This is a genomic window from Streptomyces sp. NRRL S-118 (assembly GCF_000716335.1).
Taxonomy (GTDB): Bacteria; Actinomycetota; Actinomycetes; order Streptomycetales; family Streptomycetaceae; genus Streptomyces.
On record NZ_KL591002.1, the window covers coordinates 646474 to 672122 of the forward strand.

The window sequence follows — 25649 nt, forward strand, 5'->3', positions numbered from 1 at the left end:
CCTATCCACACGCCCGGCCCGCGTGCAGGGGGACCCCTTGACAATGCGCTCGAAATTGGGTCGCCCCGGGCGCCCGCCGCCTGCTAGGCATGGCATATGACGACGCAATTACGGGTACTCCAGCCGGCCGAGTGGGACCGGTGGTACGGGCAGCTGGAACTCGCCTTCGGCGGCGTGGCGGAGGCCCCGGAGGAGCGCGAGCTGTGGGAGGCGCTCACCGAGCCCGAGCGCTCGCTGGGCGCGTGGGACGGAGGGACCTGCGTCGGTACGGCGGGGGCGTTCTCGTTCCGGATCTCCGTGCCGGGCGGCGCGCTGGTGCCCGCGGCCGGCGTGACGATGGTCAGCGTGGCGCCGACGCACCGCAGGCGGGGTGTGCTCACCTCGATGATGCGGCGCCAGCTCGATGACGTACGGGCGTGGGGTGAACCGCTGGCGGTGCTGACGGCGTCCGAACCCGACATCTACGGGCGCTTCGGATACGGCGTCGCGACCCAGCAGCTGCGCGCGGAAATCGACACGACCCGGGTCCGGCTGTCCGTGCCGGAGGGGACGGATGACGTACGGCTACGGCTCGTGCCGCCCGCGGAGGCGAGCGGGGCGTGCGAGGCGGTGTACGCGCGGCTGGTGCGCGAGCGGCCGGGGATGATCGCCCGGGCGCCGGGCTGGGAGCGGCTGCCGCTGCTGGACCCGCCGGGCGAGCGCGGGGGCGCCTCGCCGCTGCAGTGCGTGCTGGCCGAGCGGGCCGGTGAGGTCGTGGGGTACGCCCTGTACACCAACAAACCGCGGTGGGAGCCGGCCGGCGCCGACGGGGTGATCACCCTGCGGTACCTCGGGGCGCTGGACCCGGCGGCGGACGCCGCGCTGTGGCGGTACCTCTTCGAGGTCGACCTGACGACGACCGTCCAGTTCTGGAACCGTCCGGTGGACGACGCCTGGCAGTTGCTCGTCTCGGACATCCGGCGCTGCGGCGTGAGCCCGCGCGACGGGCTCTTCGTACGGCCGGTGGAGGTCGGCGCGGCGCTGGAGGCACGGACGTACCAGGCGCCGGTGGACGTGGTGCTGGAGGTGGCCGACGCCTTCTGCCCGTGGAACGAGGGGCGTTGGCGGCTGTCCGGCGACAGCAAGGGGGCCACCTGCTCGCGCACCACCGACGCGCCCGATCTGGCGCTGTCGGTGCGGGAGCTGGGCGCCGCGTACCTGGGCGGGTTCTCCCTCGCCTCGCTAGCGGCCGCGGGCCGGGTGCGGGAGCTGCGCCGGGGCGCGCTGGCGGAGGCGTCCCTGGCCTTCGGCTCCACGGTCGCGCCCTGGCTGCCTCACGGCTTCTGACAGGCGGGGCACCAGAAGAGGTTGCGGGCGGCGAGGCCGGCGGTGCGGATCCCGCCCCCGCAGACGTGGCAGGGCAGGTTCGCCCGGCGGTAGACGTACACCTCGCCGCCGTGGTCGTCGACGCGCGGCGGGCGGCCCATGGCCTCGGGCGTGTGCTCGGGGCGGACGGTGTCGATGCGGTTGGTGCGCACGCCCTCGCGCATCAGCGCCACGAGGTCGGCCCAGAGGGCGTCCCACTGGTCGCGGCGGAGGTCCTTGCCGGCGCGGTAGGGGTCGATGCCGTGCCGGAAGAGCACCTCGGCGCGGTAGACGTTGCCGACACCGGCGATGACCTTCTGGTCCATGAGCAGCGCGGCGATGGTGGTGCGGCTCTTCGAGATCCGCCGCCACGCCTTCTCCGGGTCGTCGCCGGCACGCAGCGGGTCGGGGCCGAGCCGGTCGTGCACCGCCCGCTTCTCGGGCCCGGTGATCAGCGCGCAGGCGGTGGGGCCGCGCAGGTCCATCCACGACGCGGGGCCGGCGATGCGCAGGCGGACCGTGTCGGTGGGCGGCGGGGCGGGGGCGTCGCCGAAGGCGACCTTGCCGAACAGGCCGAGGTGGATGTGCACCCATGTGTCGCGCCCGAAGCCGAGGAAGAGGTGCTTGCCGTGGGCCTCGGCGGTCTCCAGCACCGTGCCGTCGAGCAGTGCGGCGGCGTCGGAGAACTTTCCCTGCGGGCTGGTCACCCGCACGGACCGGCCGCCGAACCGTTCCCGGTGGTCGGCGGCCAGTCGGTGGATCGTGTGCCCTTCGGGCATCAGGCGGTCGGCTCCTGCGGGTGGTGGGCCGGGATCGCCGGGAGCTCGCCGGTGGTCTCGTACGCCGACAGCATCTCGATGCGGCGGGTGTGGCGCTCCTCACCCGAGTACGGCGTGTTCAGGAAGATCTCCACGAATTTCGTGGATTCCTCCAGGGAGTGCATGCGGCCGCCGATGGCGACGACGTTCGCGTTGTTGTGCTCGCGGCCGAGCGCGGCGGTCTGCTCGCTCCAGGCCAGGGCCGCCCGCACGCCCTTCACCTTGTTGGCGGCGATCTGCTCGCCGTTGCCGGAGCCGCCGATGACGATGCCCAGGCTGTCGGGGTCGGCGGCGGTCCGCTCCGCGGCACGCAGACAGAACGGCGGGTAGTCGTCCTGGGCGTCGTAGATGTGGGGACCGCAGTCGACGGGCTCGTGGCCGTGGGCCGTGAGCCACTCGACGAGGTGGTTCTTCAGTTCGAAACCGGCATGGTCGGAGCCGAGGTACACGCGCATGGCTCCGAGTGTGGCACGGGTCCGGGCCGGGTCCGGTCAGCGGGGCCCCTGGGGTGCCGCCGCATCACGATCCGGAATCGGGTCTTTCGGTGCGTCCGGGTCTCGTGTTTGCATGCACGGGCTCGTAACCCGAGTGCCGCACAGACGTAAGGAATCGTCCATGACGACGCAGTCGACCCTGCCGAAGGAAGGCGGAGCGACCGGAGAACCCGGTACTTCGCAGTCCCCCGACGGTCTCAAGGCCGGGCTCAAGAACCGCCACCTGTCCATGATCGCCATCGGTGGCGTCATCGGCGCCGGCCTCTTCGTCGGATCATCCGGCGGCATCGCCAAGGCCGGCCCCGCCATCCTCCTCTCGTACGTCATCGTCGGAGCGATGGTCGTCTTCGTGATGCGGATGCTGGGCGAGATGGCCGCCGCCAGCCCGAACTCCGGCTCCTTCTCCGCCTACGCGGACCGCGCCCTCGGCCGCTGGGCCGGCTTCTCCATCGGCTGGCTCTACTGGTTCTTCTGGGTCGTGGTGCTGGCGGTCGAGGCGACCGCGGGTGCCGTGATCCTGGAGGGCTGGATCCCGGCGGTGCCGCAGTGGGGCTGGGCCCTGATCGTCATGGTCGTGCTGACCGCGACGAACCTCGCCTCCGTCGCCTCGTACGGCGAGTTCGAGTTCTGGTTCGCGGGCATCAAGGTCGTCGCCATCGGCGCCTTCGTGGTCATCGGCCTGCTGGCCGTGTTCGGCTTCCTGCCCGGCTCCGACAACCCGGGCGCGGGCTTTGCGCACCTCACCGACGCGGGCGGCTTCTTCCCGAACGGCGTCGGCGCCATCCTGACCGGTGTGCTGATGGTCGTCTTCTCGTTCATGGGCAGTGAGATCGTCACGCTGGCCGCCGGCGAGTCGGAGGACCCGCGCCGCGCCGTCACCAAGGCCACCAACAGCGTGATCTGGCGCATCGCCGTGTTCTACCTGGGCTCGATCTTCGTCGTGCTGACGCTGCTGCCCTGGAACGACAAGTCGATCGTCGACAAGGGCTCGTACGTCGCCGCCCTGGACTCCATCGGCATCCCGCACGCCGGCCAGATCATGAACGTGATCGTGCTGACGGCCGTGCTGTCCTGCCTGAACTCGGGCCTGTACACCGCTTCCCGCATGGCGTTCTCGCTGGGCGAGCGCGGGGATGCCCCGAAGGCCTTCGCCAAGGCCAACGCCAAGGGCGTGCCCACCGCCGCGATCCTCGCCTCGGTGATCTTCGGCTTCGTCGCCGTGTACTTCAACTACGCGTTCAAGGACACGGTCTTCCTGTTCCTGCTGAACTCCTCGGGCGCGGTGGCGCTGTTCGTCTGGCTGGTGATCTGCTTCACCCAGCTGCGGATGCGCGGCATCCTCATGCGCGAGGCGCCGGAGAAGGTCACCGTCAAGATGTGGCTCTTCCCGTACCTGACGTGGGGGACCGCCGCGATGATCTCCTTCGTGCTGGTCTACATGCTCTTCGACGACGCCAACCGCGAGGTCGTGCTGGCGTCGGTGCTGGTCGCCGCGGTCGTGGTGATCACCGGCTTCGTGCTGGACCGCAGGCGCCGCGCCGTTTCGCACTCGTGACGGGCGCTGCCTGACGGCTCCCGCCGGGCATGAGGAAAGGCCCCCCGGACCACCGGGGGGCCTTTTCCGTGCCCGCTCGCCGTTCGGGGACCGGCACCGCCCTCGGACGCGAAAGAGGCCCGCCGGGCGCTACGGCCCGGCGAGCCTCTCCGGCGGCAGTTCTTCCCTCAGCCCTTCCGGCCGATGAGCTTCCACGCGGCGGGCAGTGCGCCCATGGCGAGCGCGGCCTTGAGAGCGTCGCCGATCAGGAACGGCACCAGACCGGCCGCCACGGCCTGCTGCAGCGTCATGCCGGTGGCGAGCGCCAGATACGGCACGCCGACCGCGTAGATGATCAGCGAGCCGAGCGCCATCGTGCCCGCCATGCGCAGCACGGTGCGGTCGGCGCCGCGCCGGGCGAGGGCGCCGACGACGGTCGAGGCGAGCAGCATGCCGACGACGTACCCGAGCGAGGGGATGGCGTACCCGGAGGCCCCCTGCGCGAACCACGGCACGCCCGCCATGCCGGCCACCAGGTAGAGCCCGAGGGAGAGGAAGCCGCGGCGGGCGCCGAGCGAGGTGCCGACGAGCAGGGCGGCGAAGGTCTGGCCGGAGACCGGCACGGTCGAGCCGGGGACGTCCACGGCCAGCTGGGCGGATATGCCGGTGAGGGCGGCGCCGCCGACGACGAGCGCGATGTCGCGGGCGCGGCTGGCGGGCAGCAGGTCCGCGAGGACGGGTCCGGTACGGACGGGGGCGGCGGCAAGGCTCATCAGGGGCTCCGCGGGGTGAGGGCAGGTGAGGACAGCCCGACGCTAGCCCAGGAGTGAACGAGCGATCACCGTCTGCCCATGACAAAGCGGCGGCCGAGCGGTTGGTGGACTTCAGACAAAGGGCGTCACGCCTGCATGGCATGAAGTGACGCTCGTCACGAGCGGCTCTTGACGGACCGTCCGTTTTGCGCCGTGAGGGTTGCAGCGGAGAGACTGTCGAGTCCCACCAAACACCCATGATCCGCACCTGCGAGAGTACGAGCGCCATGCACGACGCCCCTACGGCCGCACCGCCGGCCCCCCTGGCCCCGGAGCCCGAGCCGCTCTCGCACGGGCTGAAGCAGCGGCACCTGACGATGCTCGGTCTGGGCGGGGTGATCGGCGCCGGGCTGTTCGTCGGCTCGGGCGCCGGGATCGCGGTCGCGGGTCCCGGGATCGTGCTGTCGTACCTGATCGCGGGCGCGCTCGCGATGCTGATCATGCGGATGCTGGGCGAGATGTCGGCGGCGATGCCCGCGTCGGGCGCCTTCTCGGTGCACGCGGAGCGGGCGCTCGGGCGCTGGGCCGGTTTCTCCGTCGGCTGGCTGTACTGGTTCCTCCTGGTGGTCGTGCTGGCGGTGGAGGCGTCGGGGGCGGCGCGGATCGCGCACGGCTGGGCGCCGGGGGTGCCGCAGTGGACATGGGTCCTGCTGTTCATGGTGGTGTTCACCGCGACCAACCTGGCGGCCGTGAAGAACTTCGGCGAGTTCGAGTTCTGGTTCGCCGCGCTGAAGGTCGGCGCGATCGTGCTGTTCCTGGCGCTCGGTGTGCTCGCGATCGGCGGCTGGCTGCCGGACACCTCCCCGGTGGGCATGGCGAACCTGACCGGGCAGGGCGGCTTCCTGCCGGCCGGCTGGGGCGGGGTCGTCTCCGGGGTGCTCGCGGTCGTCTTCGCCTTCGGCGGCCTGGAGGTGGTGACCATCGCCGCCGCCGAGTCGCGCGACCCGGCGCGCAACGTGGCCCGCGCGGTGCGCAGCGCCGTCTGGCGCATCCTCTTCTTCTACGTCGGCTCGATACTGGTCGTCGTGACGCTGCTGCCGTGGACGTCGATGGAGCCGGGGGAGAGCCCGTACGTCGCCGTGCTGGACGCGATCGGGGTGCCCGCGGCCGGGCAGATCATGAACGTGGTCGTGTTCGTGGCGCTGCTGTCCGCGCTCAACGCCAACCTGTACGGGTCGTCGCGGATGGTGTTCTCGCTCGCGGAGCGCGGCGAGGCGCCGGCCGGGCTGCTGAAGGTGTCGGGCGGCGGGGTGCCGCGGCGGGCGGTGCTGGCGTCGGTGGCGTTCGGCTTCGTGTCGGTGCTGCTGAACCTCGCCTGGCCGGACTCCGTATTCCTCTACATGCTGAACGCGGTCGGCGCCGTGCTGCTGTTCGTCTGGGCGCTGATCGCGGTGTCGCAGCTGCGGCTGCGGCGGCGGATCGAGCGCGAGGCGCCCGAGAAGCTGACGCTGCGCATGTGGGGCTTCCCCTGGCTGACGTGGACGGCACTGGCCGCGATGGCGGCGGTGCTGGTGCTGATGCTGGCCGACGAGGGCACGCGTCCGCAGGTGCTGTGGTCCGGCGGGGCGACGGCGGCGGTGCTCGCCGTGGCCGGGGCACGGGAGTGGCGACAGCACCGGAAGATGTGATGAATGTGTGGGCAAACCTTCACACTGTGTGAACAGGGTGTCCGTATAGCGGGCGAAGGTTCCCTGTGAGCGGTGCACCCGCCCAGACTGTGGGCCATTCTCGTCCCCCCGTCTCGGCTCACGAAGAGGCTCGCCCATGTCACGGACCTCCGCGCCGGCGCCGGCGGACTCGGCCCTCCCGGCCGACTCCCCCGCCCCGCTCTCGCACGGACTGAAGCAACGCCATCTGTCGATGATCGCCCTCGGCGGCGTCATCGGTGCGGGTCTCTTCGTCGGCTCCGGCACCGCCATCGCGGCCGCCGGCCCGGCGATCGTACTGGCGTACGCGATCTCCGGCGCGCTCGTGATGCTGGTGATGCGCATGCTGGGCGAGATGGCCGCCGCGAACCCGGCGTCCGGCTCGTTCTCCGTGCACGCCGAGCGGGCCATCGGGCCGTGGGCGGGCTTCACGGCGGGCTGGTCGTTCTGGTTCCTGCTCTGCGTGGCCGTCGGCCTGGAGGGCATCGGCGCCTCGAAGATCATGACCGGCTGGTTCCCCGGAACCCCGGAATGGGCCTGGGTGGCCCTGTTCATGCTGGTGTTCTGCGCCACGAACCTGGCGGCGGTGAAGAACTTCGGTGAGTTCGAGTTCTGGTTCGCGGCGCTGAAGGTCGGCGCGATCGTGCTCTTCCTCGGCATCGGCGTTCTGGCGATCACGGGCGTCCTGCCCGGCACCGACTCCCCCGGCACGGCCAACCTCACCGGCCACGGAGGCTTCCTGCCCAACGGCTCCGAGGGCCTGATCGTCGGCCTGCTCGCCTCCGTCTTCGCGTACGGCGGCCTGGAGACGGTCACCATCGCCGCCGCCGAGTCCGAGCACCCGGTGCAGGGCGTCGCGAAGGCCGTGCGGACCGCGATGTGGCGGATCGGCGTCTTCTACATCGGCTCGATGGCCGTGGTCGTCACGCTGCTGCCGTGGACCGACAAGGCGGTCGCCGAGAAGGGCCCGTACGTCGCCACGCTGGAGCACCTCGACATCCCGTACGCCGGCCAGATCATGAACGTCGTGGTGCTGGTCGCGCTGCTGTCCGCGATGAACGCGAACATCTACGGCGCCTCGCGCATGGCCAACTCCCTGGTGGCGCGCGGGCAGGGCCCGAAGGTGCTCGGCCGGATCTCCGGCGGGGTGCCGCGCATCGCCGTCCTCACCTCCTCGGTCATCGGCTTCGGGTGCGTGCTGCTCAGCTACTGGCGGCCCGACGACGTCTTCATCTGGCTGCTCAACATGATCGGCGCGATCATCCTGGTGGTCTGGATCTTCATCGCGGTCTCGCAGCTGGTGATGCGCCGCCGGCTGGAGCGCGAGGAGCCGTCGAAGCTGGTCGTGCGGATGTGGGCGTACCCGTACCTGACGTACGTGGCGCTGGCCGGCATGGCGGCGGTCTTCGTGCTGATGGCCCGCGAAGAGGGCACGCGGGTCCAGCTGTACGCCACGGGCGGACTGACGCTGGCGCTCGCGGTGGTGGGCTACCTCGTGCAGACGACCCGGGAGAAGGCCGCCCGGGCAGCGGCGGCGAAGGACCCGGACGCGGCCTGACGCTCGTCCGGAACGAGAGGGGCCCCGGCGCACCGCGCGCCGGGGCCCCTCTCGTGCGCGGTGCGGCACGCGAGGTGAAAACCGGCCGCACGGCCGGTGAAGTCCGGCGGCGCGGGCGGAAGGGACGCCTACCGTCCGGCGGTATGAGACGACGCTCGGTACTCCTCGCGGCGGGCGCCACCGCCACCGCCGCCCTCTCCCCCTCGCCCGCCCGGTCCTCCGCGCCCCTCCCCGGGCCGCCCGGGCGGGCGGCCCGGGCGCTGGTGATCGGTCACCGCGGCGCGGCCGGGTGGCGCCCCGAACACACGGCCGCCTCCTACACCTTCGCCGTCCAGTGCGGCGCCGACTGGATCGAGCCCGACCTCGTCGCCACCCGCGACCACCAGCTCGTCGTGCGGCACGAGAACGAGATCTCGGCCACCACGGATGTCGCCCGGCATCCCGAGTTCGCGCGCCGCCGCACCACGAAGACGGTCGACGGCCGGTCCGTCACCGGCTGGTTCACCGAGGACTTCACGCTCGCGGAGCTCAAGACCCTGCGGGCGGTGGAGCGCCTCCCCCTCGTCCGCAACCGCAACACCGTCTTCGACGGGCGCGAGCAGGTGCTGACCTTCCAGGAGGTCGTCGACCTCGCGCGCGGGCTCTCCCGGCGGTACGGCCGGACCGTGACCGTCTTCCCGGAGACCAAGCACCCGACGTACTTCCGCTCCCTCGGGCTGCCGCTGGAACCGGTGCTGGCCGATCTGGTGCGCCGCAACCGGCTGGGGCCGCGCGAGTGCGTGATCCAGTCGTTCGAGCCGTCCAGCCTGCTGCGGCTCGCCCGTGAGGAGCGGCTGCGCGTCCCGCTGTGGCAGGCCCTCGGCACCGCCGGCGGCCCGTACGGCCACCCCCTCACGTACGCGGAGATGGCGACGCCCGACGGGCTGCGCGCCATCGCGGCGTACGCGCGGTGGATCGGGCCCGACAAGTCGTCCCTGGTGGGGCCCTCCACGCTGGTGGCGGACGCGCACGCGGCGGGGCTCGCGGTCGGCGCGTACACCTTCCGCGCCGAGAACCGCTACCTGCCCGCCGCGCTGCGGCGCGGCAGCGGCCCGGACGACTTCGGCGACGCCTTCGCCGAGTACGCGGAGCACTACGCGCGGGGGGTGGACGCCGTGGTGACCGACTTCCCGGACCTGGCGGCGGCGGCCAGGGACACAGTCCCGTCCTAGGACGAAGGACTGATCAACTTCCGTCCCTCCTGCTGCTAACCTGCACTTGCATATAGGTTGCAATAAGCGGCACAGCAGTCGGAGGGCTCGGACATGGCGATCTACACACTTCCTGAACTTCCGTACGACTACGCGGCGCTCGAGCCGGTCATCGACCCGCAGATCATCGAGCTGCACCACGACAAGCACCACGCCGCCTACGTCAAGGGCGCGAACGACACCCTGGAGCAGCTGGAGGAGGCCCGCGACAAGGAGCAGTGGGGCTCCATCAACGGCCTGGAGAAGAACCTCGCCTTCCACCTCTCCGGCCACATCCTTCACTCCATCTACTGGCACAACATGACCGGCCCGAAGGAGGGCGGCGGTGGCGAGCCGCTGGCGGCGGACGGCGTGGGCGAGCTCGCCGACGCGATCGCCGCGTCCTTCGGCTCCTTCGCCAGGTTCCGGACCCAGCTGTCCAAGGCCGCCGCCACGACCCAGGGCTCGGGCTGGGGCGTCCTGGCGTACGAGCCGGTCAGCGGCCGCCTCATCGTCGAGCAGGTCTACGACCACCAGGGCAACGTCGGCCAGGGCTCGGTGCCGATCCTGGTCTTCGACGCCTGGGAGCACGCCTTCTACCTGCAGTACAAGAACCAGAAGGTGGACTTCATCGAGGCGATGTGGCGGGTCGTCAACTGGCAGGACGTGGCGAAGCGGTACGCGCGGGCCAAGGAGCGCACGCCGCTGATCGCACCCTGAACGGGGTGCGCCGAGACCCCCTGCTCGTGATCGTCTTCTCAGCCTTCACGGGGCAGGCGGATGAAGGAAGGCCCCCTGCGAGGACGGGACTCGCGGGGGGCCTTCCGTGCGGCCGGCTGCCGGAGGTGCCGGCGGTCAGAGGTTGCTGAAGTCGGGGCCCTGGGTCCGGGTCCGCTTGATCTCGTAGAAGCCGGGGATCGACGCCACCATCAGCGTGCCGTCCCACAGGCGGGCCGCCTCCTCGCCCTTGGGGGCGGGAGTGACGACCGGGCCGAAGAAGGCGATCTGCTCGCCGTCCGCGCCGGGGACCGCGATGACCGGCGTGCCGACCTCCTGGCCCACCTTCTCGATGCCCTCGTTGTGCGAGGCGCGCAGCTGCGCGTCGTAGGTGTCCTTGTCGGCGTACTCGATCAGCGACGCGGGCAGGCCGGCGTCCTCCAGCGACTCGGCGATCGCGGTGCGGGTCGGGCCCTCGCCCTTGTTGTGGAAGCGCGTGCCCATCGCGGTGTAGAGCCTGCCCACCACCTCGTCGCCGTGCAGCTGCTGGGCGGCGGTGACCACGCGGACCGGGGCCCAGCCCTTCGGCCCCAGCAGCTCGCGGTACCGCTCGGGGAGCTCGTCCAGCTTGTTCTCGTTGAGGACGGCCAGGCTCATCACGTGCCAGCGCACGTCCACGGGGCGGACCTTCTCCACCTCCAGCATCCAGCGGGAGGTCATCCAGGCCCAGGGGCACAGCGGGTCGAACCAGAAGTCGGCGGTGGTCCTGCTCTCGGACATGTCTCTCCTCGGAGAATCGGATAAGGGCCGGGGTGCGCCTGGACGGGCAACACCGGCGGGCGCGGGAGGCATTCCCGCGCACCGGCCGTCAGAGGCACGTGGGAGGATCACTGCTGTCAGAACGAGCCACGAAGGAGTTGCCCGTGCCCGGTGAGAATCTGTCCCGCGACGAGGCCCGCGAGCGGGCCGAGCTGCTGACCGTCGACGGGTACGAGGTCGCCCTCGACCTGCGGTCCGCGGTCGGGGAGAGCGCGTCGGAGCGGCGGACGTTCCGGTCGGTGACGACCATCCGGTTCCGCTGCCTCACGCCGGGCGCGGCCACCTTCGCGGACCTGGTCGCCCCCTCGGTGACCGCGGTCACCCTGAACGGGCGGGAGCTGGACCCCGCGGTCGTCTTCGACGGCGCACGGATCGCGCTGGACGGCCTGGCGGAGGAGAACGTGCTGGTGGTGGACGCGCAGTGCGCGTACAGCCGCACCGGCGAGGGCATGCACCGCTTCGTCGACCCGGAGGACGGCGAGGTCTACCTCTACACGCAGTACGAACCGGCCGACGCCCGGCGTGTCTTCGCGAACTTCGAGCAGCCCGACCTGAAGGCGCCGTTCCGCTTCGAGGTGACGGCGCCCGAGGGCTGGACCGTGTGGAGCAACGGCGCGGAGGAGTCCCGGGAGGGCGGGGTGTGGCGCTTCGCCGAAACCGCTCCGATCTCGACGTACATCACCTGCGTCGTCGCCGGCCCGTACCACTACGTGACGGACACCTACCGGCGCGGCGACCTGGAGATCGCGCTGGGCGCGATGTGCCGCAAGGGGCTGGCGAAGCACTTCGACGCGGACGACGTCTTCCTCGTCACCAAGCAGGGCTTCGACTTCTTCCACGACAACTTCGACTACCCGTACCCCTTCGGGAAGTACGACCAGGCCTTCGTCCCCGAGTACAACCTCGGCGCGATGGAGAACCCCGGCATGGTGACCTTCCGCGAGGAGTACATCTACCGCGGCAAGGTGACGCGGGCGGCCTACGAGCGCCGGGCGAACGTCATCCTGCACGAGATGGCGCACATGTGGTTCGGCGACCTGGTCACCATGAAGTGGTGGGACGACCTGTGGCTGAAGGAGTCCTTCGCGGACTTCATGGGGTCCTTCTCCCTGGCCGAGGCCACCCGCTTCACCAACAGCTGGGTCACCTTCGCCAACAACCGCAAGGCGTGGGCCTACCGGGCCGACCAGCTCCCCTCGACGCACCCCATCACGGCGGACATCCGCGACCTGGAGGACGCCAAGCTCAACTTCGACGGCATCACCTACGCCAAGGGCGCGGCCGTGCTGAAGCAGCTGGTGGCGTACGCGGGGCGGGAGGCGTTCCTGGAGGGCGCCCGGCGGTACTTCAAGCGGCACGCCTACGGCAACACACGGCTGGAGGACCTGCTGTCGGTGCTGGAGGAGACCTCCGGCCGGGACATGTCGGCCTGGGCGCGGTCCTGGCTGCAGACGTCGGGCGTCGACGTCCTGGCGCCGTCCGTGGCATACGGCGAGGACGGCCGCGTGGCGGAGCTCGCCGTGCTCCAGGAGGGCGAGGAGCTGCGCCCGCACCGGGCCGCCGTGGGGCTGTACCGCCTGGAGGGCGGCGAGCTGGTGCGGTACGCCCGCGCGGAGGTGGACGTCACCGGCGAGCGGACGGTCGTGGCGGAGCTGGCGGGCGCCGAGCGGCCGGCCTTGGTGCTGGTCAACGACGACGACCTGACCTACTGCAAGGTCCGCTTCGACGAGGGGTCGCTGGAGACGCTGCGGGCCCACCTGGGCGACATCACGGACCCGCTGGCGCGGGCGCTGTGCTGGTCGGCGCTGTGGAACCTGACGCGGGACGCGCTGCTGCCGGCGCGTGACTTCGTCGATCTGGTGCTGCGGTTCGCGGGGCGCGAGTCGGACATCGGCGTGCTCCAGATGCTGCACGCCTGGGCGCGGACGGCGCTGACGCACTACGCCGCCCCGGCCTGGCGCGAGGAGGGCGGCCGGCTGGTGGCCGCGGGAGCGCTGCGGGAGCTGCGGGCGGCCGAGCCGGGCAGCGAGCACCAGTTGACGTGGGCGCGGTTCTTCGCCGCGACGGCGGCCGCGGACGCCGACTTCAAGCTGCTGGAGGGCCTGCTGGACGGCTCGGTGGCGTTCGACGGACTGGACGTGGACCAGGAGCTGCGCTGGTCGCTGCTGGAACCGCTGGCGGCCCACGGCCACGCGGACGAGTCCGTCATCGCCGCGGAGCTGGCCCGCGACGACACCGCCTCGGGCAAGCGCCACCAGGTGCGGTGCCTGGCGTCCCGCCCGTCCGGGGCGGTCAAGGCGCAGGCGTGGGCGCAGGTCGTCGAGTCGGACGCGCTGTCGAACGCGCTGGTGGAGGCCACGATCGCGGGCTTCGCCCAGCCGTCGCAGCGGGAGCTGCTCGCCCCGTACGCGCCGGTGTACTTCGAGGTGATCGAACGGCTGTGGGCCGAGCGGTCCATCCAGATCGGCATGGACGTGGTGCGGGGCCTGTTCCCGTCCCTCCAGGACGACCCGGCGACGCTGGAGCGGGCGGACGCCTGGCTGGCCGCCCACGCGTCGTCCGCCCCGGCGCTGCGCCGCCTGGTGCTGGAGGCACGCGACGACCTCGCCCGCGCCCTGCGCGCCCAGTCCTGCGACGCCTCGGCGGCCTGACCCGCCGGGCCGGGCGGTGCCTCCGGTCCCCGGGACCCGGACCGCCCGGTCCCGGGCGGTCCCGGGCGGTCCCGGGCGGTCCCGGGGGCCCGCCGCAGGTCGGGGCGTTGATCGGGGTTCCTGATCGGCAGTCGAACGTCCGTACTTTAGGACGGGGTCGTCCCGGAATGTCGACGGGCTTGTAACAGCGGTTAGGGGATGGCCGGTCGGCGGGAAATCCCGGGGCATGACCAACACCCCGCTCTCCCCCCGCCCCCTCTCCGCCCACACCGACGTCCGCCACCGCGTCCTGTCCACCGCGCAACTGAGGGCGCGGGGCGTGTCCTCCGCCGAGGCCGGTGCGCAGTGCCGGCCCGGTGGACCGTGGCAGCAGGTTCTGCCGGGTGTGTACCTGCTGCACCCCGGACCGCCGACCAGCGAGGAGCGGCTGCACGCCGCGCTGCTGTACGCCGAGCGGCGGCCCGGCGGCACCGGTGAGGCGATGATCACCGGGCTGGCGGCGCTCGCGCTGTACCGGTTCGCCGCCGCGTCGCCGCTGCCGTCGCTGGACCGGATCGACGTGCTGGTGCCGCGCACCCGGCGGCTGCGGTCCACCGGGTGGGTGCGGGTCGTGCGGGCGCACGCCGAGGTCCCGGCGGCGCAGGAGGTGACGGGCCTGCCGGTCGCCCCGGTGACCCGCGCCCTGGCGGACGCCCTCGCGGAGATCGGCGACGCCCGTACGGTGCGCCGGCTGCTGACCGAGGCGGTGCGCGGCGGGTACTGCGAACCGGCCGCCCTGGTCCGCGAGTTGACGCGGGCGCGGCTGCTGTCGCGGGAGCACGTCGTGGGTGCCGTGGACTCGCTGCTCGCCGAGGGGCGGGCGCGGGCGGAGGACCGGCTGTACGAGATGGTGCGGGCGCACGGACTGCCCGAGCCGCTGTGGAACGTGGACCTGCGGCTGCCCGGCGGCCCGCACCTCGGCGGGGTGGACGCGTACTGGCCGGACCACGCCGTCGCCCTGGAGCTCGACACCCGCTCGCCCCGCCAGGACGGGGAGGACGCGGCGTGGACCCAGTACACGCGCAAGCGGGAGCACCTGGAGCGGCTCGGCATCACCGTCGTCCACATCACGCCGAAGAAGCTGCGCGAGGCCCTGGAGCAGCAGGCGGTCGTGGTACGGACGGCGCTGATGGCGGCCGGGGACCGGGCCCCGGCCCCGTACGTCGTGGTGCTCCCGAGGTGAGACGCCCGGGTGCGGCGTCCCGGACGGCTCAGCCGCAGAACTCGGCTTCGACGACCGCCTGCGTGTCGCCCGCCCAGTCACCGTTGACGTTCAGCGCAAGCGAGTGCTGCCCGTTCCGCGTGGCGACCATGTTGGAGCCGGATCCGTGGATGCCGCCGCTGTGGCCCCACACCTCCTTGCCGCAGCTCAGCTTCTGCGCGAACAGCCCCAGGCCGTAGCGGGCCGACGGGGTGTCCTTGCTCACCGGGACGGTGGTGGTCATCTCCTTCATCTGCCGCGGTGGCAGCAGCTTCCCCTTGAGCAGCGCCCGTACGAAGCGCTGGAGGTCGGCCGAGTCGGAGACCATCTCGCCGGCCGCCCAGGCGATGGACGGGTTCAGCTCGGTGACGTCGTGGACCTGTCCGCCCGGCTCCGGGGAGAGGGTGGAATAGGCGCGGCCGCTCGGCTTCGGCATCCGCGGGTCGGTACCGGGGACGCTCGTGGCGCGCAGCTTCAGCGGCGTGAGGACGCGGCGCTCGATCTCCTTCCCGTACGGCCGCCCGGTCACCTTCTCGATGACCAGGCCGGCGAGGACGTAGTTGGTGTTGGAGTACCTCCAGTCCGTCCCGGGCGCGAAGTCGGGCCGGTGCTGCATCGCGATGGCGACCAGCTGCTGCGGCGTCCAGGTGTCGTAGCGGTGCCGGAGGAAGTCCGGACCGAAGACCTTCTTCTGGAAGCCGGGGTCGGCGGTGACGTTGTAGATGCCGCTGGTGTGGTTGAGCAGCTGGCGGATCGTGATCTTCCGGCCGTCGTGGCCGTTGCCGCGCACGACGCCCGGCAGCCACCGCTCGACGGTGTCGTCCAGGTCGAGTCTGCCCTCGGCCTCCAGCTGCAGGACGACGGTCGCGACGAACGTCTTGGTGATGGAGCCGACGCGGTAGCGGTCCTGGGGCAGGCGCTCGCGTCCGGTCCGCAGGTCGGCGACCCCGGCGGCGCCGTTCCACGTGCCGTCGCGGTCCTGTGCCTGCGCGAGCGCGCCGGGCACTCCCTCCCGTACGACGGCCTCCAGGGCCGCCTGGGTCTTCGCGTGGTCCGTCCGGGTCTTCGCGTGGTCCCCGGTGGCGCGTGTCTGCGCCGCCGCCGGGACGGTGAAGGCGGTGGCGGCGAGGGCCGCCGTCACCATCGCCGCCGTCAGCGCCCTTTGCCGTATCGCCATGTGCGTTCCCCTCGCTCCTCGACTGTGGTCGCCGGGCAGGACTCCGCCGGGGCGCGGGGGGTTGCGCGGGGCTGGGGGGTTGAGCGTGTTTCAGCCTTCCTTGATCACTTCGGGGTTGGCGGGTGAGTACGCGGGCGCGGACCAGCGCGGCCGGCCGGCGCCCTCCCGCTCCAGGACGCGCTCGACGGTGAAGCGGACGGTGCGGCCGCGGGCGTCGGAGTCGGTGCGTGCGGTGCCGGTGAGCTGGAGCGTGGTGCCGGCGGTCCAGTCGAGGAACAGCAGCCCGGCACGGCTGTCGGTCTCGAGGTTGCCGAGGGTGAGGAACATGGCGTTGCCCGGGTAGTCGGGCCAGCTCAGCTCGGTGGGCGACGTCACGCGTACGAAACCGGGGTTGCCGCCGCGGTGGCTGGCGTCGGCGCCGTGCCCGGGCGCGACGGTGGCGATGAAGAAGGTGTCGGCCGCGCCGACGAACTCCCGCTGCGCGGCGGTGAGCCGTTCGCCGCGGTGTACAGCTCCGCTTCCCCGGCCGTCTCCGGCGCCGAGCAGCCGGCGCTGCTGGATGTACTTGGGGCAGTTGGAGAAGACCTCGCGCGCCGCGATGGTGAGGCCGCGCGGGCCGGGCCGCGCCGTGCCGTTGAGCCGCATCCGGCGCCGGGTGCGCGGGTCGAGGGCGATCGTGCCGACGGGGACGCCGGGATCGCCGTCGGGGGCGCCGGTGGGCCGGGCGAGCGCGGCGGCGAGCGGGTCGCCGTCGGGGACGCCGCCGGCGACCGACACCGAGTGCGGCCCGGTGGCCCGTACGAAGCCGGGCGCGCCGGTGAGCAGGGAGCTCCAGACGCGGCCCTCGTCGTCGGCCGCGCCGAGCACCAGCATGGGCTGGAGCTCCAGGAAGGCCGCGGCGACCGGGCGGATGCCCGGGCCGATGGAGCGGCCGACGTGATCGGCGAGCTCCCGCACACCGAAGCGGCGCTGCACGGCGAGCGAGCCCTCGTGGTAGGGGCCGGACATGGAGCTGCCTCCTAGAAGAAGCCGCAGGTGGGGGCGTCGGCGTACGGGGCGGGGGCGCCCTCGGCGCCGCTGGGCGCGTAGATCTCCAGGCGGGTGCCGTCGGGGTCGTGGAAGAAGATCCCGCCGGATCCGGCGCCCTCGCGGTGGGCGACGACGCCGTCGTGGGCGAAGTCGACGCCGTGCGCCGTGAGTCGGGCCTCGGCGTCCCGGACCCGGTCGATGCTGTCGACCTCGAAGGCGAGGTGGTGGAGGCCGGCGCGGGCGGGGGCGTAGGGGGCGTCGGCCTGCTGCCAGAGCGCGAGGACGAGCCGGCCTTCCTGGCCGAGGAGGGCGTACCGCCGGCCGTCCTCCTTGCCCTCGACGAGCACCTCGAAGCCGAGGAGGTCGCCGTAGAAGGCGAGGGAGCGGGCGAGGTCGGTGACGTTGAGGCCGACGTGGCCGGTGCACAGCGTGGTGTTGGTGGTCGCCGTCATGGCAGATCCCTTTCGCCGATCGATATCTAACTGTTGAAAGTGACTTTAGAGGTTAGATCTGTACGGCGCAACCGGCCACGTACGATTGAGGGGTTAGGTGTGCACGGCAGGGAAGGGACCGCCACCGATGGCCGCATCCGATCCGCGCCCGCTCGTCGGCGAACCGGTCTCCCTCGACCTGCTCAACACCCGCTGGGTCCACGAGGGCGCCGGGCAGGACCTCCTGACCGGCACCGACGGGCTGGCGGTGTGGCTGGCGGCCAACGGACTCGACACCGACGGCCGCTTCCGGGCCGACGCGCGCACCCTGGAGCACACCCTCGCCGCGCGCGACGCCCTCGCCGCCGTCGTCGACTCCCCCGGCGACCGCGCCGCGGCCGCCCGGCTGAACGAGGTCCTCGCACACGGCCGGATCCGGGCCACGCTCGGCCCCGCGGGCCCCGCGGAAGAGGCGGAGTTCGCCGACCCGTCCTGGGGCCCCGGCTGGCTGGCCGCCCGCGACTACCTGCACCTGGTGCACACCGCACCCGACCGGATCCGCGCCTGCGCCCACGAGGCGTGCGTCCTGCACTTCTTCGACACCTCGCGCAACGGCACCCGGCGCTGGTGCTCCATGGCGGTGTGCGGCAACCGCGCGAAGGCCTCGCGCCATTACGCGCGCAGCAAGGAAAGTTGAACGGTCGGCCTAACTGCCTGCGGAAACCGGGGAATTGACCTTGTTCGTCCCCGGTGGCGTACATCCCGCGGTGGCGGATGTACGCCATGACCCCCATCGCGTCTTCAGCAACCCTCCACAAAACCCGGTCCCGTACGAAAGGGTGAGCGGTCATCCGGCACCACATACCGGACCCTCTCTTTCACATACAGGGATGCTGATGACCACCCTCGAATCCCAGGGCTCCATACCAGGGAGCCCGACCCCCGGCCACAGACGGACGGCGCGCGTCGTCGCCGCCGCCGGCCTGGTGGCCGCGCTGGTCGCGGCCGGCACCGCTCCGGTGTTCGCCGCCGACGACCCGGCAGGCACCGCACCGGTCAAGGCGGCGACCGACAAGCTCGGCGCGGACGACGCCGACCTGCTCGCCGAGGCGGAGCACCGCGGCGACAAGACGGTGACCGTCATGGTCGCGACCGCCCCCGGCGCGACCGAGCAGGTCGCCGCCCAACTGGACGCGGTCCAGGGCGCGTCCGTCGGCAGGACGTACGACAAGCTCGGTTACGTGCGGGCCACCCTGCCGACCGCGCGGGCGGAGGCCGCCCTCGACGCGGCGGCCGACCTGTCGAGCGTCCACGGCATCGACCTCAGGCACGAGATCGAGCTGGACGACCCGAGGCCGTCCGCCGACCGGGCGCAGGGCGCGGAGGGGACCGCCACGGCGGCCGCGTACCCGGGCCCCGACGCCTCGACGCCCGCGAAGAACCCGTACAACCCGTCCTTCGAGACGGGCGCGGTCGACTTCGTCAAGAAGAACCCGAAGTTCGACGGCCGCGGCGTGACGATCGGCATCATGGACTCCGGTGTCGACCTGGGCCACCCCGCGCTGCAGAAGACCAGCACGGGCGAGCGCAAGATCGTCGACTGGGTGACGGCCACCGACCCGATCACCGACAGCGACGGCACCTGGCGCGCCCAGATCACCCCGGTCGACGGGCCCGCCTTCACGGCGGCCAGCCGCACCTGGACGGCGCCCGCCGGGAAGTACCACTTCAGCCGGTTCTCCGAGGCGATCACCGCCAACGGGGACATGAAGGGCGACGTCAACCGCGACGGCGACACCACCGACGTCTGGGGCCTGCTGTACGACCCCGAGGCGGGCACCGTCCGCGTCGACCTGAACGGCAACAACGACTTCACCGACGACACGCCGATGAAGCCGTACAAGGACGGCCACCAGATCGGCTGGTTCGGCACGGACAACCCGTCCACCGAGGTCGCCGAGCGGATCCCGTTCGTCATCGAGATCCGCAAGGACGTCCCCATGGACCCGCTGGGCGGGACCTGGGTCGGCAAGAAGGCCGACTTCGTCAACGTCGGCATCATCGAGTCCGAGCACGGCACGCACGTCGCGGGCATCACCGCCGCCAACGGCCTGTTCGGCGGGAAGATGAACGGCGCGGCGCCCGGCGCCAAGCTGGTCTCCTCGCGCGCCTGCTCCTGGAGCGGCGGCTGCACCAACGTGGCGCTCACCGAGGGCATGGCCGACCTGGTCATCAACCGCGGCGTGGACATCGTCAACATGTCCATCGGCGGCCTGCCGGCCCTCAACGACGGCAACAACGCCCGCGCCGAGCTCTACACCCGCCTCATCGACCAGTACGGCGTCCAGCTGGTCATCTCGGCGGGCAACGAGGGCCCGGGCACCAACACCATCGGCGACCCCGCTCTGGCCGACAAGGTCATCTCCGTCGGTGCCGCGATCTCCAAGGAGACCTGGGCCGCCAACTACGGCTCCGAGGTCGAGAGGCCGTACGCGATGTTCAACTTCTCCTCGCGCGGCCCGCGTGAGGACGGCGGCTTCGTCCCGACCATCTCGGCTCCGGGCTCGGCCATCAACACCATCCAGACCTGGCTGCCCGGCGCGCCGGTCGCGGAGGCCGGTTACAAGCTGCCCGCCGGTTACGGCATGCTCAACGGCACCTCGATGTCCTCGCCGCAGGCGGCGGGCGCGAGCGCGCTGCTGCTGTCGGCCGCGAAGCAGAAGAACATCGACCTCCCGCCGGCCGATCTGCGCACCGCGCTGACCAGCACCGCCAAGAAGATCAGCGGGATGGCGGCGCACGAGCAGGGCTCCGGCCTGATGAACGTCGTCGGCGCGTGGAAGGCGATCCGCGAGGGCGCCACCGCCCACGAGTACGCGGTCAAGGCGCCCGTCGACACCGCGATCGACTTCGCGCTGAAGACCCCCGGCTTCGGCACCGGCCTGTACGACCGCGAGGGCGGCCTGAAGGTCAAGCAGAAGAAGACGTACGACGTCACGATCACCCGCACCAGCGGCCCGGACCGTCCCGTCCGGCACGAGCTGGACTGGAAGTACAACGACGGCACCTTCGACCTCATCGGCTCGGGCGCCGTGGTGCTGCCGCTGAACGAGCCGGTCACCGTCAAGGTGACGGCCAAGCCGCTCTCCGCCGGTGTGCACAGCGCGATCCTGGAGGCCGACGACGAGGACACCGAGGGCGTCGACAAGCAGATCCTCGCCACGGTGGTCGCCTCCCAGGAGCTCGCCAAGCCGTCCTTCACGTACACGGCGAAGGGCTCGGTGCAGCGCAACCTCTCGAAGTCGTACTTCGTGACCGTGCCCGAGGGCGCCAAGTCGCTGGAGGTCACGCTCGGCGGGCTGAAGGAGAAGAGCCAGACCCGGTTCATCGCCGTCCACCCGTACGGCGTGGCCGTCGAGGACACCGCGTCCAGCGTCTGCTACCCGCACTACAACCCGGCGAACACCTGCCGCCCCGACCTGCGCTCGTACACCGACCCGCAGCCGGGCGTCTGGGAGATCGAGGTCGAGTCGCGCCGTACGTCGCCCGACCTGGACAACCCGTTCAAGCTGGGTGTGACGCTGCTGGGTGCCTCCTTCGACCCGGCCGTCAAGACCGTCGCCGAGGCGAAGGCCGGCACCCCGGCCCCCGTCGAGTGGAAGGTCACCAACGGGTTCGCCGCCCTGGAGGGCAAGCTGAAGGGCGGCCCGCTGGGCTCCGCCAAGGTCGCCGCTCCGACGATCAAGAACCACGAGCAGCAGACCAGCACCGTGACCGTCGGTGAGGGCGTCGAGCGCCTCGACGTCGCCATCGGCAACACTTCCGACAAGGGCGCGGACCTGGACCTGACCGTCCTCAAGGACGGCAAGCAGGTCGGCCAGTCGGCGGACGGCGACTCCGAGGAGAGCGTCTCCCTGGTCAAGCCGGCGCCCGGCACGTACACGATCGTCGTCGACGGTTACGCGGTGCCGGCCGGGTCGACCACGTACGACTACAAGGACGTGTACTTCTCGTCCGCGCTCGGCACGGTCAAGGTCGACGAGACCCGGCCCGTGCAGCTGGCGAACGGCGCGTCCGCGCAGGTCACGGCGGAGGTGCTGGTGAACGGCGCCGCTCCCGAGGGCCGGCGGTTCTTCGGCGAGGTGTCCCTGCTGAACGCCCGCGGCACGGCCGCCGGCACCGGCAGCGTCGTGATCGAGAAGGTCACGCCGTAACACCCCGTACGCGGTGAGTGAGGGCGGGCGTCCGGACGGACGCCCGCCTTTCGCGTGCCGGTGGTGCGCCTTCTCACGTCGCGGACAATGAATTGGACAAGGCGGGCGTGGACAGACGCATCATGGAGCGGCACCAGGGCCGCAAGCACGTACGGAGGAGTCCCCGTGAAGGTAGGAATCGTCGGAGCCACCGGTCAGGTCGGCACGGTCATGCGCAGGATCCTTGCCGAGCGGAACTTCCCGGTCGACGAGCTGCGGCTGTTCGCCTCCGCACGGTCCGCGGGCACGCTCCTGGACGGCGTGACCGTCGAGGACGCCTCCACGGCCGACTACACGGGCCTGGACATCGTGCTCTTCTCCGCCGGCGGCGCCACCTCCCGGGCCCTCGCCGAGAAGGTCGCCTCCCAGGGCGCCGTGGTGATCGACAACTCGTCCGCCTGGCGCCGGGACCCCGAGGTGCCGCTGGTCGTCTCCGAGGTGAACCCGCACGCGGTCAAGGACCGTCCCAAGGGCATCATCGCCAACCCGAACTGCACCACCATGGCGGCCATGCCGGTGCTGAAGCCGCTCCACCAGGAGGCGGTCCTGACCGCCCTGGTCGCCACCACCTACCAGGCCGTCTCCGGCTCCGGGCTGGCGGGCGTCGCCGAGCTGGACGGCCAGGTCAAGGCCGTCGCCGAGCGGGCGACCGAGCTGACCCACGACGGTGAGGCCGTCACGTACCCCGAGCCCGGCGTCTACAAGCGCCCCATCGCCTTCAACGTGCTGCCGCTGGCCGGCTCGATCGTCGAGGACGGCTCCTTCGAGACGGACGAGGAGCAGAAGCTCCGCAACGAGTCCCGCAAGATCCTGGAGATCCCCGGCCTGAAGGTCTCCGGCACCTGTGTGCGCGTCCCGGTCTTCTCCGGCCACTCCCTCCAGATCAACGCCCGCTTCGAGTGCCCGATCAGCGTCGAGCGCGCGTACGAGCTGCTGAAGGACGCGGAGGGCGTCGAGCTCTCCGAGATCCCCACCCCGCTCCAGGCGGCCGGCAAGGACGCCTCGTACGTGGGCCGGATCCGGGCCGACGAGACCGTCGACAACGGCCTCGCCCTGTTCGTCTCCAACGACAACCTCCGCAAGGGCGCCGCGCTGAACGCGGTGCAGATCGCCGAGCTGGTCGCGGCCGAGCTGAACGGCTGACACCGGCGCAGAACGCCACGAAGGGCCGCCCCGCGACAACCGTGGGGCGGCCCTTCGGTGTCCGTGGAAGGATGACCGGAAACGTCACACAACGAGGAGATGACCGGGTGCCTGGCACGAACCTGACCCGTGAAGAGGCCCAGCGGCGGGCGGAGCTGCTGACCGTGGACTCGTACGAGATCGACCTCGATCTCAGTGGCGCGCAGGAGGGCGGCACCTACCGGTCCGTGACCACCGTGCGCTTCGATTCCGCCGAGGAAGGTGCGGAGACCTTCATCGACCTGGTGGCGCCGGCCGTGCACCGGGTCGTCCTGAACGGTCACGCGCTGGACGTCGCTGCCGTCTTCCGGGACTCGCGGATCGCGCTCAAGCACCTGAAGCAGGGCCGCAACGAGCTGACGGTCGTCGCGGACTGCGCGTACACGAACACCGGCGAGGGCCTGCACAAGTTCGTCGACCCGGTCGACGACCAGGCCTACCTGTACACCCAGTTCGAGGTGCCGGACGCGCGCCGCGTGTTCGCCAGCTTCGAGCAGCCGGACCTGAAGGCCACCTTCCGGTTCACCGTGAAGGCGCCGGCCGGCTGGACCGTCATCTCGAACTCGCCGACGCCGGAGCCGAAGGACGACGTCTGGGCCTTCGAGCCGACGCCGCGCATGTCGACGTACGTCACGGCCCTGATCGTCGGCCCGTACCACGCCGTGCACAGCACCTACGAGGGCACGGGTGGGCAGGTCGTGCCGCTGGGCATCTACTGCCGTCCCTCGCTCGCCGAGTACCTGGACGCGGACGCGATCTTCGAGGTGACCCGTCAGGGCTTCGACTGGTTCCAGGAGAAGTTCGACTACGCGTACCCGTTCGCCAAGTACGACCAGCTGTTCGTGCCGGAGTTCAACGCCGGCGCGATGGAGAACGCGGGCGCGGTGACCATCCGCGACCAGTACGTCTTCCGCTCGAAGGTGACGGACGCGGCGTACGAGACGCGCGCCGAGACCATCCTGCACGAGCTCGCCCACATGTGGTTCGGCGACCTCGTCACCATGGAGTGGTGGAACGACCTGTGGCTGAACGAGTCGTTCGCCACCTACACCTCGATCGCCTGCCAGGCCGCCGCGCCCGGCTCGCGCTGGCCGCACTCGTGGACCACGTTCGCGAACTCGATGAAGACCTGGGCGTACCGGCAGGACCAGCTCCCGTCGACGCACCCGATCATGGCCGAGATCCGCGACCTGGACGACGTGCTGGTCAACTTCGACGGCATCACCTACGCCAAGGGCGCGTCCGTGCTCAAGCAGCTGGTGGCGTACGTCGGCGAGGACGAGTTCTTCCGCGGTGTGCAGGCGTACTTCAAGCGGCACGCGTTCGGCAACACGCGCCTGAGCGACCTGCTGGGGGCGCTGGAGGAGACCTCCGGACGCGACCTGAGGACGTGGTCGAAGGCGTGGCTGGAGACGGCCGGCATCAACGTGCTGCGGCCGGGCATCGAGGTCGACGGGGACGGGGTCATCACCTCGTTCGCGGTGCGGCAGGAGGCCCCGGCGCTGCCGGCCGGCGCGAAGGGCGAGCCGGTGCTGCGCCCGCACCGCATCGCGATCGGCCTGTACGACCTCCAGGACGGCAAGCTGGTCCGTACGGACCGGATCGAGATGGACATCCAGGCGGATGAGCTGACCGCCGTGCCGCAGCTGGAGGGCCGCGCCCGCCCGGCCGTGGTGCTCCTGAACGACGACGACCTGTCGTATGCGAAGGTGCGCCTCGACGAGGACTCCCTGAAGGTCGTCGCCCAGCACCTGGGCGACTTCACGGAGTCCCTGCCGCGCGCGCTGTGCTGGGCGTCGGCCTGGGACATGACCCGGGACGGCGAGATGGCCACGCGCGACTACCTGGAGCTGGTGCTGTCGGGCATCGCGAAGGAGTCGGACATCGGCGTGGTGCAGTCGCTGCACCGCCAGGTGAAGCTGGCCCTCGACCTGTACGCGGCGCCCGGGTGGCGCGAGGCGGGCCTGGCGCGCTGGACCGAGGCGACGCTGACCCACCTGCGGACCGCGGAGCCGGGCAGCGACCACCAGCTCGCCTGGGCGCGGGCCTTCGCCGCGACCGCGCGCACGCCGCAGCAGCTCGACCTGCTGGCCGCGCTGCTGGAGGGCCGGGAGGCGATCGAGGGCCTGGTCGTCGACGCCGAGCTGCGCTGGACGTTCGTTGAGCGGCTGGCGGCGACGGGCGTGTACGACGAGCCGGAGATCGCGGCGGAGCACGAGCGCGACCGGACCGCGGCGGGTGAGCGGCACGCGGCCACGGCCCGGGCGGCGCGTCCGACGCCGGAGGCCAAGGCCGAGGCGTGGGCCTCGGTCGTGGAGTCCGACAAGCTCCCCAACGCCGTGCAGGAGGCGGTGATCGGCGGGTTCGTGCAGACGGACCAGCGCGAGCTGCTCGCCCCGTACACGGAGAAGTTCTTCGCTGCCGTGAAGGGCGTGTGGGAGTCCCGGTCCTACGAGATGGCGCAGCAGATCGCGGTCGGTCTGTACCCGGCGGTCCAGGTCTCCCAGGAGACCCTGGACGCGACGGACGCGTGGCTCGGGAGCGCCGAGCCCAACGCGGCGCTGCGCCGCCTGGTCTCGGAGTCCCGGTCTGGCGTGGAACGCGCCCTGAAGGCCCAGGCCGCGGACGCGGCTGCGGGCGCGGACGCGTGACGGCTCTTCGCGAGTGAACCGAAGGGGCGCCCTCCCCCGTGGGGCGCCCCTTCGCCGGCTTTCA

The 25649-nt window shown here is 71.7% G+C and carries 19 protein-coding genes; 12 read left to right on the forward strand and 7 right to left on the reverse strand.

Annotated elements, in window-relative coordinates:
• Positions 1 to 96 precede the first annotated feature (96 nt).
• A complete protein-coding gene (locus tag IH00_RS0106375; protein ID WP_031070493.1) occupies positions 97 to 1326 on the forward strand; it encodes a GNAT family N-acetyltransferase in 1230 nt (409 codons plus the stop codon).
• Here the strand turns inward: IH00_RS0106375 and IH00_RS0106380 are convergent.
• Both IH00_RS0106380 and IH00_RS0106385 read right to left on the reverse strand, forming a co-directional pair.
• Complete coding sequence (locus IH00_RS0106380; RefSeq protein ID WP_031070495.1) at positions 1314 to 2123, reverse strand: Fpg/Nei family DNA glycosylase; 810 nt, start codon at positions 2121 to 2123, stop codon at positions 1314 to 1316. The two genes, IH00_RS0106375 and IH00_RS0106380, sit on opposite strands and share 13 nt — an antisense overlap.
• Positions 2123 to 2617, reverse strand: coding sequence for a ribose-5-phosphate isomerase (locus IH00_RS0106385; protein ID WP_031070497.1), 495 nt, complete (start codon positions 2615 to 2617; stop codon positions 2123 to 2125). The genes IH00_RS0106380 and IH00_RS0106385 overlap by 1 nt, the downstream gene beginning before the upstream one ends.
• A gap of 160 nt (positions 2618 to 2777) precedes the next feature.
• On the opposite strand from IH00_RS0106385, the gene IH00_RS0106390 reads away from it, so the two are divergent.
• A complete protein-coding gene (locus tag IH00_RS0106390; protein WP_031070499.1) occupies positions 2778 to 4211 on the forward strand; it encodes an amino acid permease in 1434 nt (477 codons plus the stop codon).
• Positions 4212 to 4378: 167 nt separating this feature from the next.
• On the opposite strand, the gene IH00_RS0106395 is transcribed toward IH00_RS0106390, so the two are convergent.
• Complete coding sequence (locus IH00_RS0106395) at positions 4379 to 4963, reverse strand: biotin transporter BioY (protein ID WP_031070501.1); 585 nt, start codon at positions 4961 to 4963, stop codon at positions 4379 to 4381.
• A gap of 266 nt (positions 4964 to 5229) precedes the next feature.
• On the opposite strand from IH00_RS0106395, the gene IH00_RS0106400 reads away from it, so the two are divergent.
• The 4 genes from IH00_RS0106400 to IH00_RS0106415 all read left to right on the forward strand — a co-directional run bounded on the left by IH00_RS0106400 (position 5230) and on the right by IH00_RS0106415 (position 10155).
• Positions 5230 to 6630, forward strand: a complete 1401-nt coding sequence (locus tag IH00_RS0106400) for an amino acid permease (RefSeq protein WP_031070503.1) — start codon at positions 5230 to 5232, stop codon at positions 6628 to 6630.
• Positions 6631 to 6766: 136 nt separating this feature from the next.
• On the forward strand, positions 6767 to 8206 hold the full coding sequence (locus IH00_RS0106405; RefSeq protein WP_031070505.1) for an amino acid permease: 1440 nt from the start codon (positions 6767 to 6769) through the stop codon (positions 8204 to 8206).
• 143 nt (positions 8207 to 8349) lie between these two features.
• Entirely contained in the window at positions 8350 to 9417 is a 1068-nt protein-coding gene (locus IH00_RS0106410; RefSeq protein ID WP_031070507.1) for a glycerophosphodiester phosphodiesterase family protein, read from the forward strand.
• 93 nt (positions 9418 to 9510) lie between these two features.
• Positions 9511 to 10155: a superoxide dismutase gene (locus tag IH00_RS0106415; RefSeq protein ID WP_031070508.1), complete on the forward strand. Its 645-nt coding sequence runs from the start codon at positions 9511 to 9513 to the stop codon at positions 10153 to 10155.
• A 135-nt stretch (positions 10156 to 10290) separates the two neighbouring features.
• Here IH00_RS0106415 and IH00_RS0106420 read toward each other — a convergent pair whose 3' ends face one another.
• On the reverse strand, positions 10291 to 10932 hold the full coding sequence (locus IH00_RS0106420; protein WP_031070509.1) for a mycothiol-dependent nitroreductase Rv2466c family protein: 642 nt from the start codon (positions 10930 to 10932) through the stop codon (positions 10291 to 10293).
• A gap of 143 nt (positions 10933 to 11075) precedes the next feature.
• Between IH00_RS0106420 and pepN (IH00_RS0106425) the strand changes: the two genes are divergently transcribed.
• Complete coding sequence (pepN, locus tag IH00_RS0106425; protein WP_031070510.1) at positions 11076 to 13622, forward strand: aminopeptidase N; 2547 nt, start codon at positions 11076 to 11078, stop codon at positions 13620 to 13622.
• Positions 13623 to 13848: 226 nt separating this feature from the next.
• Positions 13849 to 14844 carry a hypothetical protein gene (locus IH00_RS0106430; protein ID WP_031070511.1) on the forward strand — a complete coding sequence of 332 codons (996 nt, stop codon included), beginning with the start codon at positions 13849 to 13851 and terminating at the stop codon, positions 14842 to 14844.
• Positions 14845 to 14872: 28 nt separating this feature from the next.
• Here the strand turns inward: IH00_RS0106430 and IH00_RS0106435 are convergent, their stop codons facing one another.
• The 3 genes from IH00_RS0106435 to IH00_RS0106445 all read right to left on the reverse strand — a co-directional run bounded on the left by IH00_RS0106435 (position 14873) and on the right by IH00_RS0106445 (position 17520).
• Positions 14873 to 16039 (reverse strand): serine hydrolase domain-containing protein, encoded by a 1167-nt coding sequence (locus IH00_RS0106435; protein ID WP_031070512.1) that lies wholly within the window; start codon positions 16037 to 16039, stop codon positions 14873 to 14875.
• A 90-nt stretch (positions 16040 to 16129) separates the two neighbouring features.
• Positions 16130 to 17047 (reverse strand): pyridoxamine 5'-phosphate oxidase family protein, encoded by a 918-nt coding sequence (locus tag IH00_RS0106440; RefSeq protein WP_031070514.1) that lies wholly within the window; start codon positions 17045 to 17047, stop codon positions 16130 to 16132.
• Positions 17048 to 17058: 11 nt separating this feature from the next.
• Entirely contained in the window at positions 17059 to 17520 is a 462-nt protein-coding gene (locus tag IH00_RS0106445) for a VOC family protein (protein WP_031070516.1), read from the reverse strand.
• Positions 17521 to 17647: 127 nt separating this feature from the next.
• Here IH00_RS0106445 and IH00_RS0106450 point away from each other — a divergent pair, with 127 nt between their 5' ends.
• The 4 genes from IH00_RS0106450 (at position 17648) to pepN (IH00_RS0106465) (ending at position 25585) form a co-directional block, all read left to right on the forward strand.
• On the forward strand, positions 17648 to 18196 hold the full coding sequence (locus tag IH00_RS0106450; RefSeq protein ID WP_031070518.1) for a CGNR zinc finger domain-containing protein: 549 nt from the start codon (positions 17648 to 17650) through the stop codon (positions 18194 to 18196).
• A gap of 199 nt (positions 18197 to 18395) precedes the next feature.
• Positions 18396 to 21713, forward strand: a complete 3318-nt coding sequence (locus IH00_RS0106455; RefSeq protein WP_031070520.1) for a S8 family serine peptidase — start codon at positions 18396 to 18398, stop codon at positions 21711 to 21713.
• 165 nt (positions 21714 to 21878) lie between these two features.
• Complete coding sequence (locus IH00_RS0106460; RefSeq protein ID WP_031070521.1) at positions 21879 to 22895, forward strand: aspartate-semialdehyde dehydrogenase; 1017 nt, start codon at positions 21879 to 21881, stop codon at positions 22893 to 22895.
• 107 nt (positions 22896 to 23002) lie between these two features.
• On the forward strand, positions 23003 to 25585 hold the full coding sequence (gene pepN, locus IH00_RS0106465) for an aminopeptidase N (protein ID WP_031070523.1): 2583 nt from the start codon (positions 23003 to 23005) through the stop codon (positions 25583 to 25585).
• The last annotated feature ends 64 nt before the right edge of the window (positions 25586 to 25649 follow it).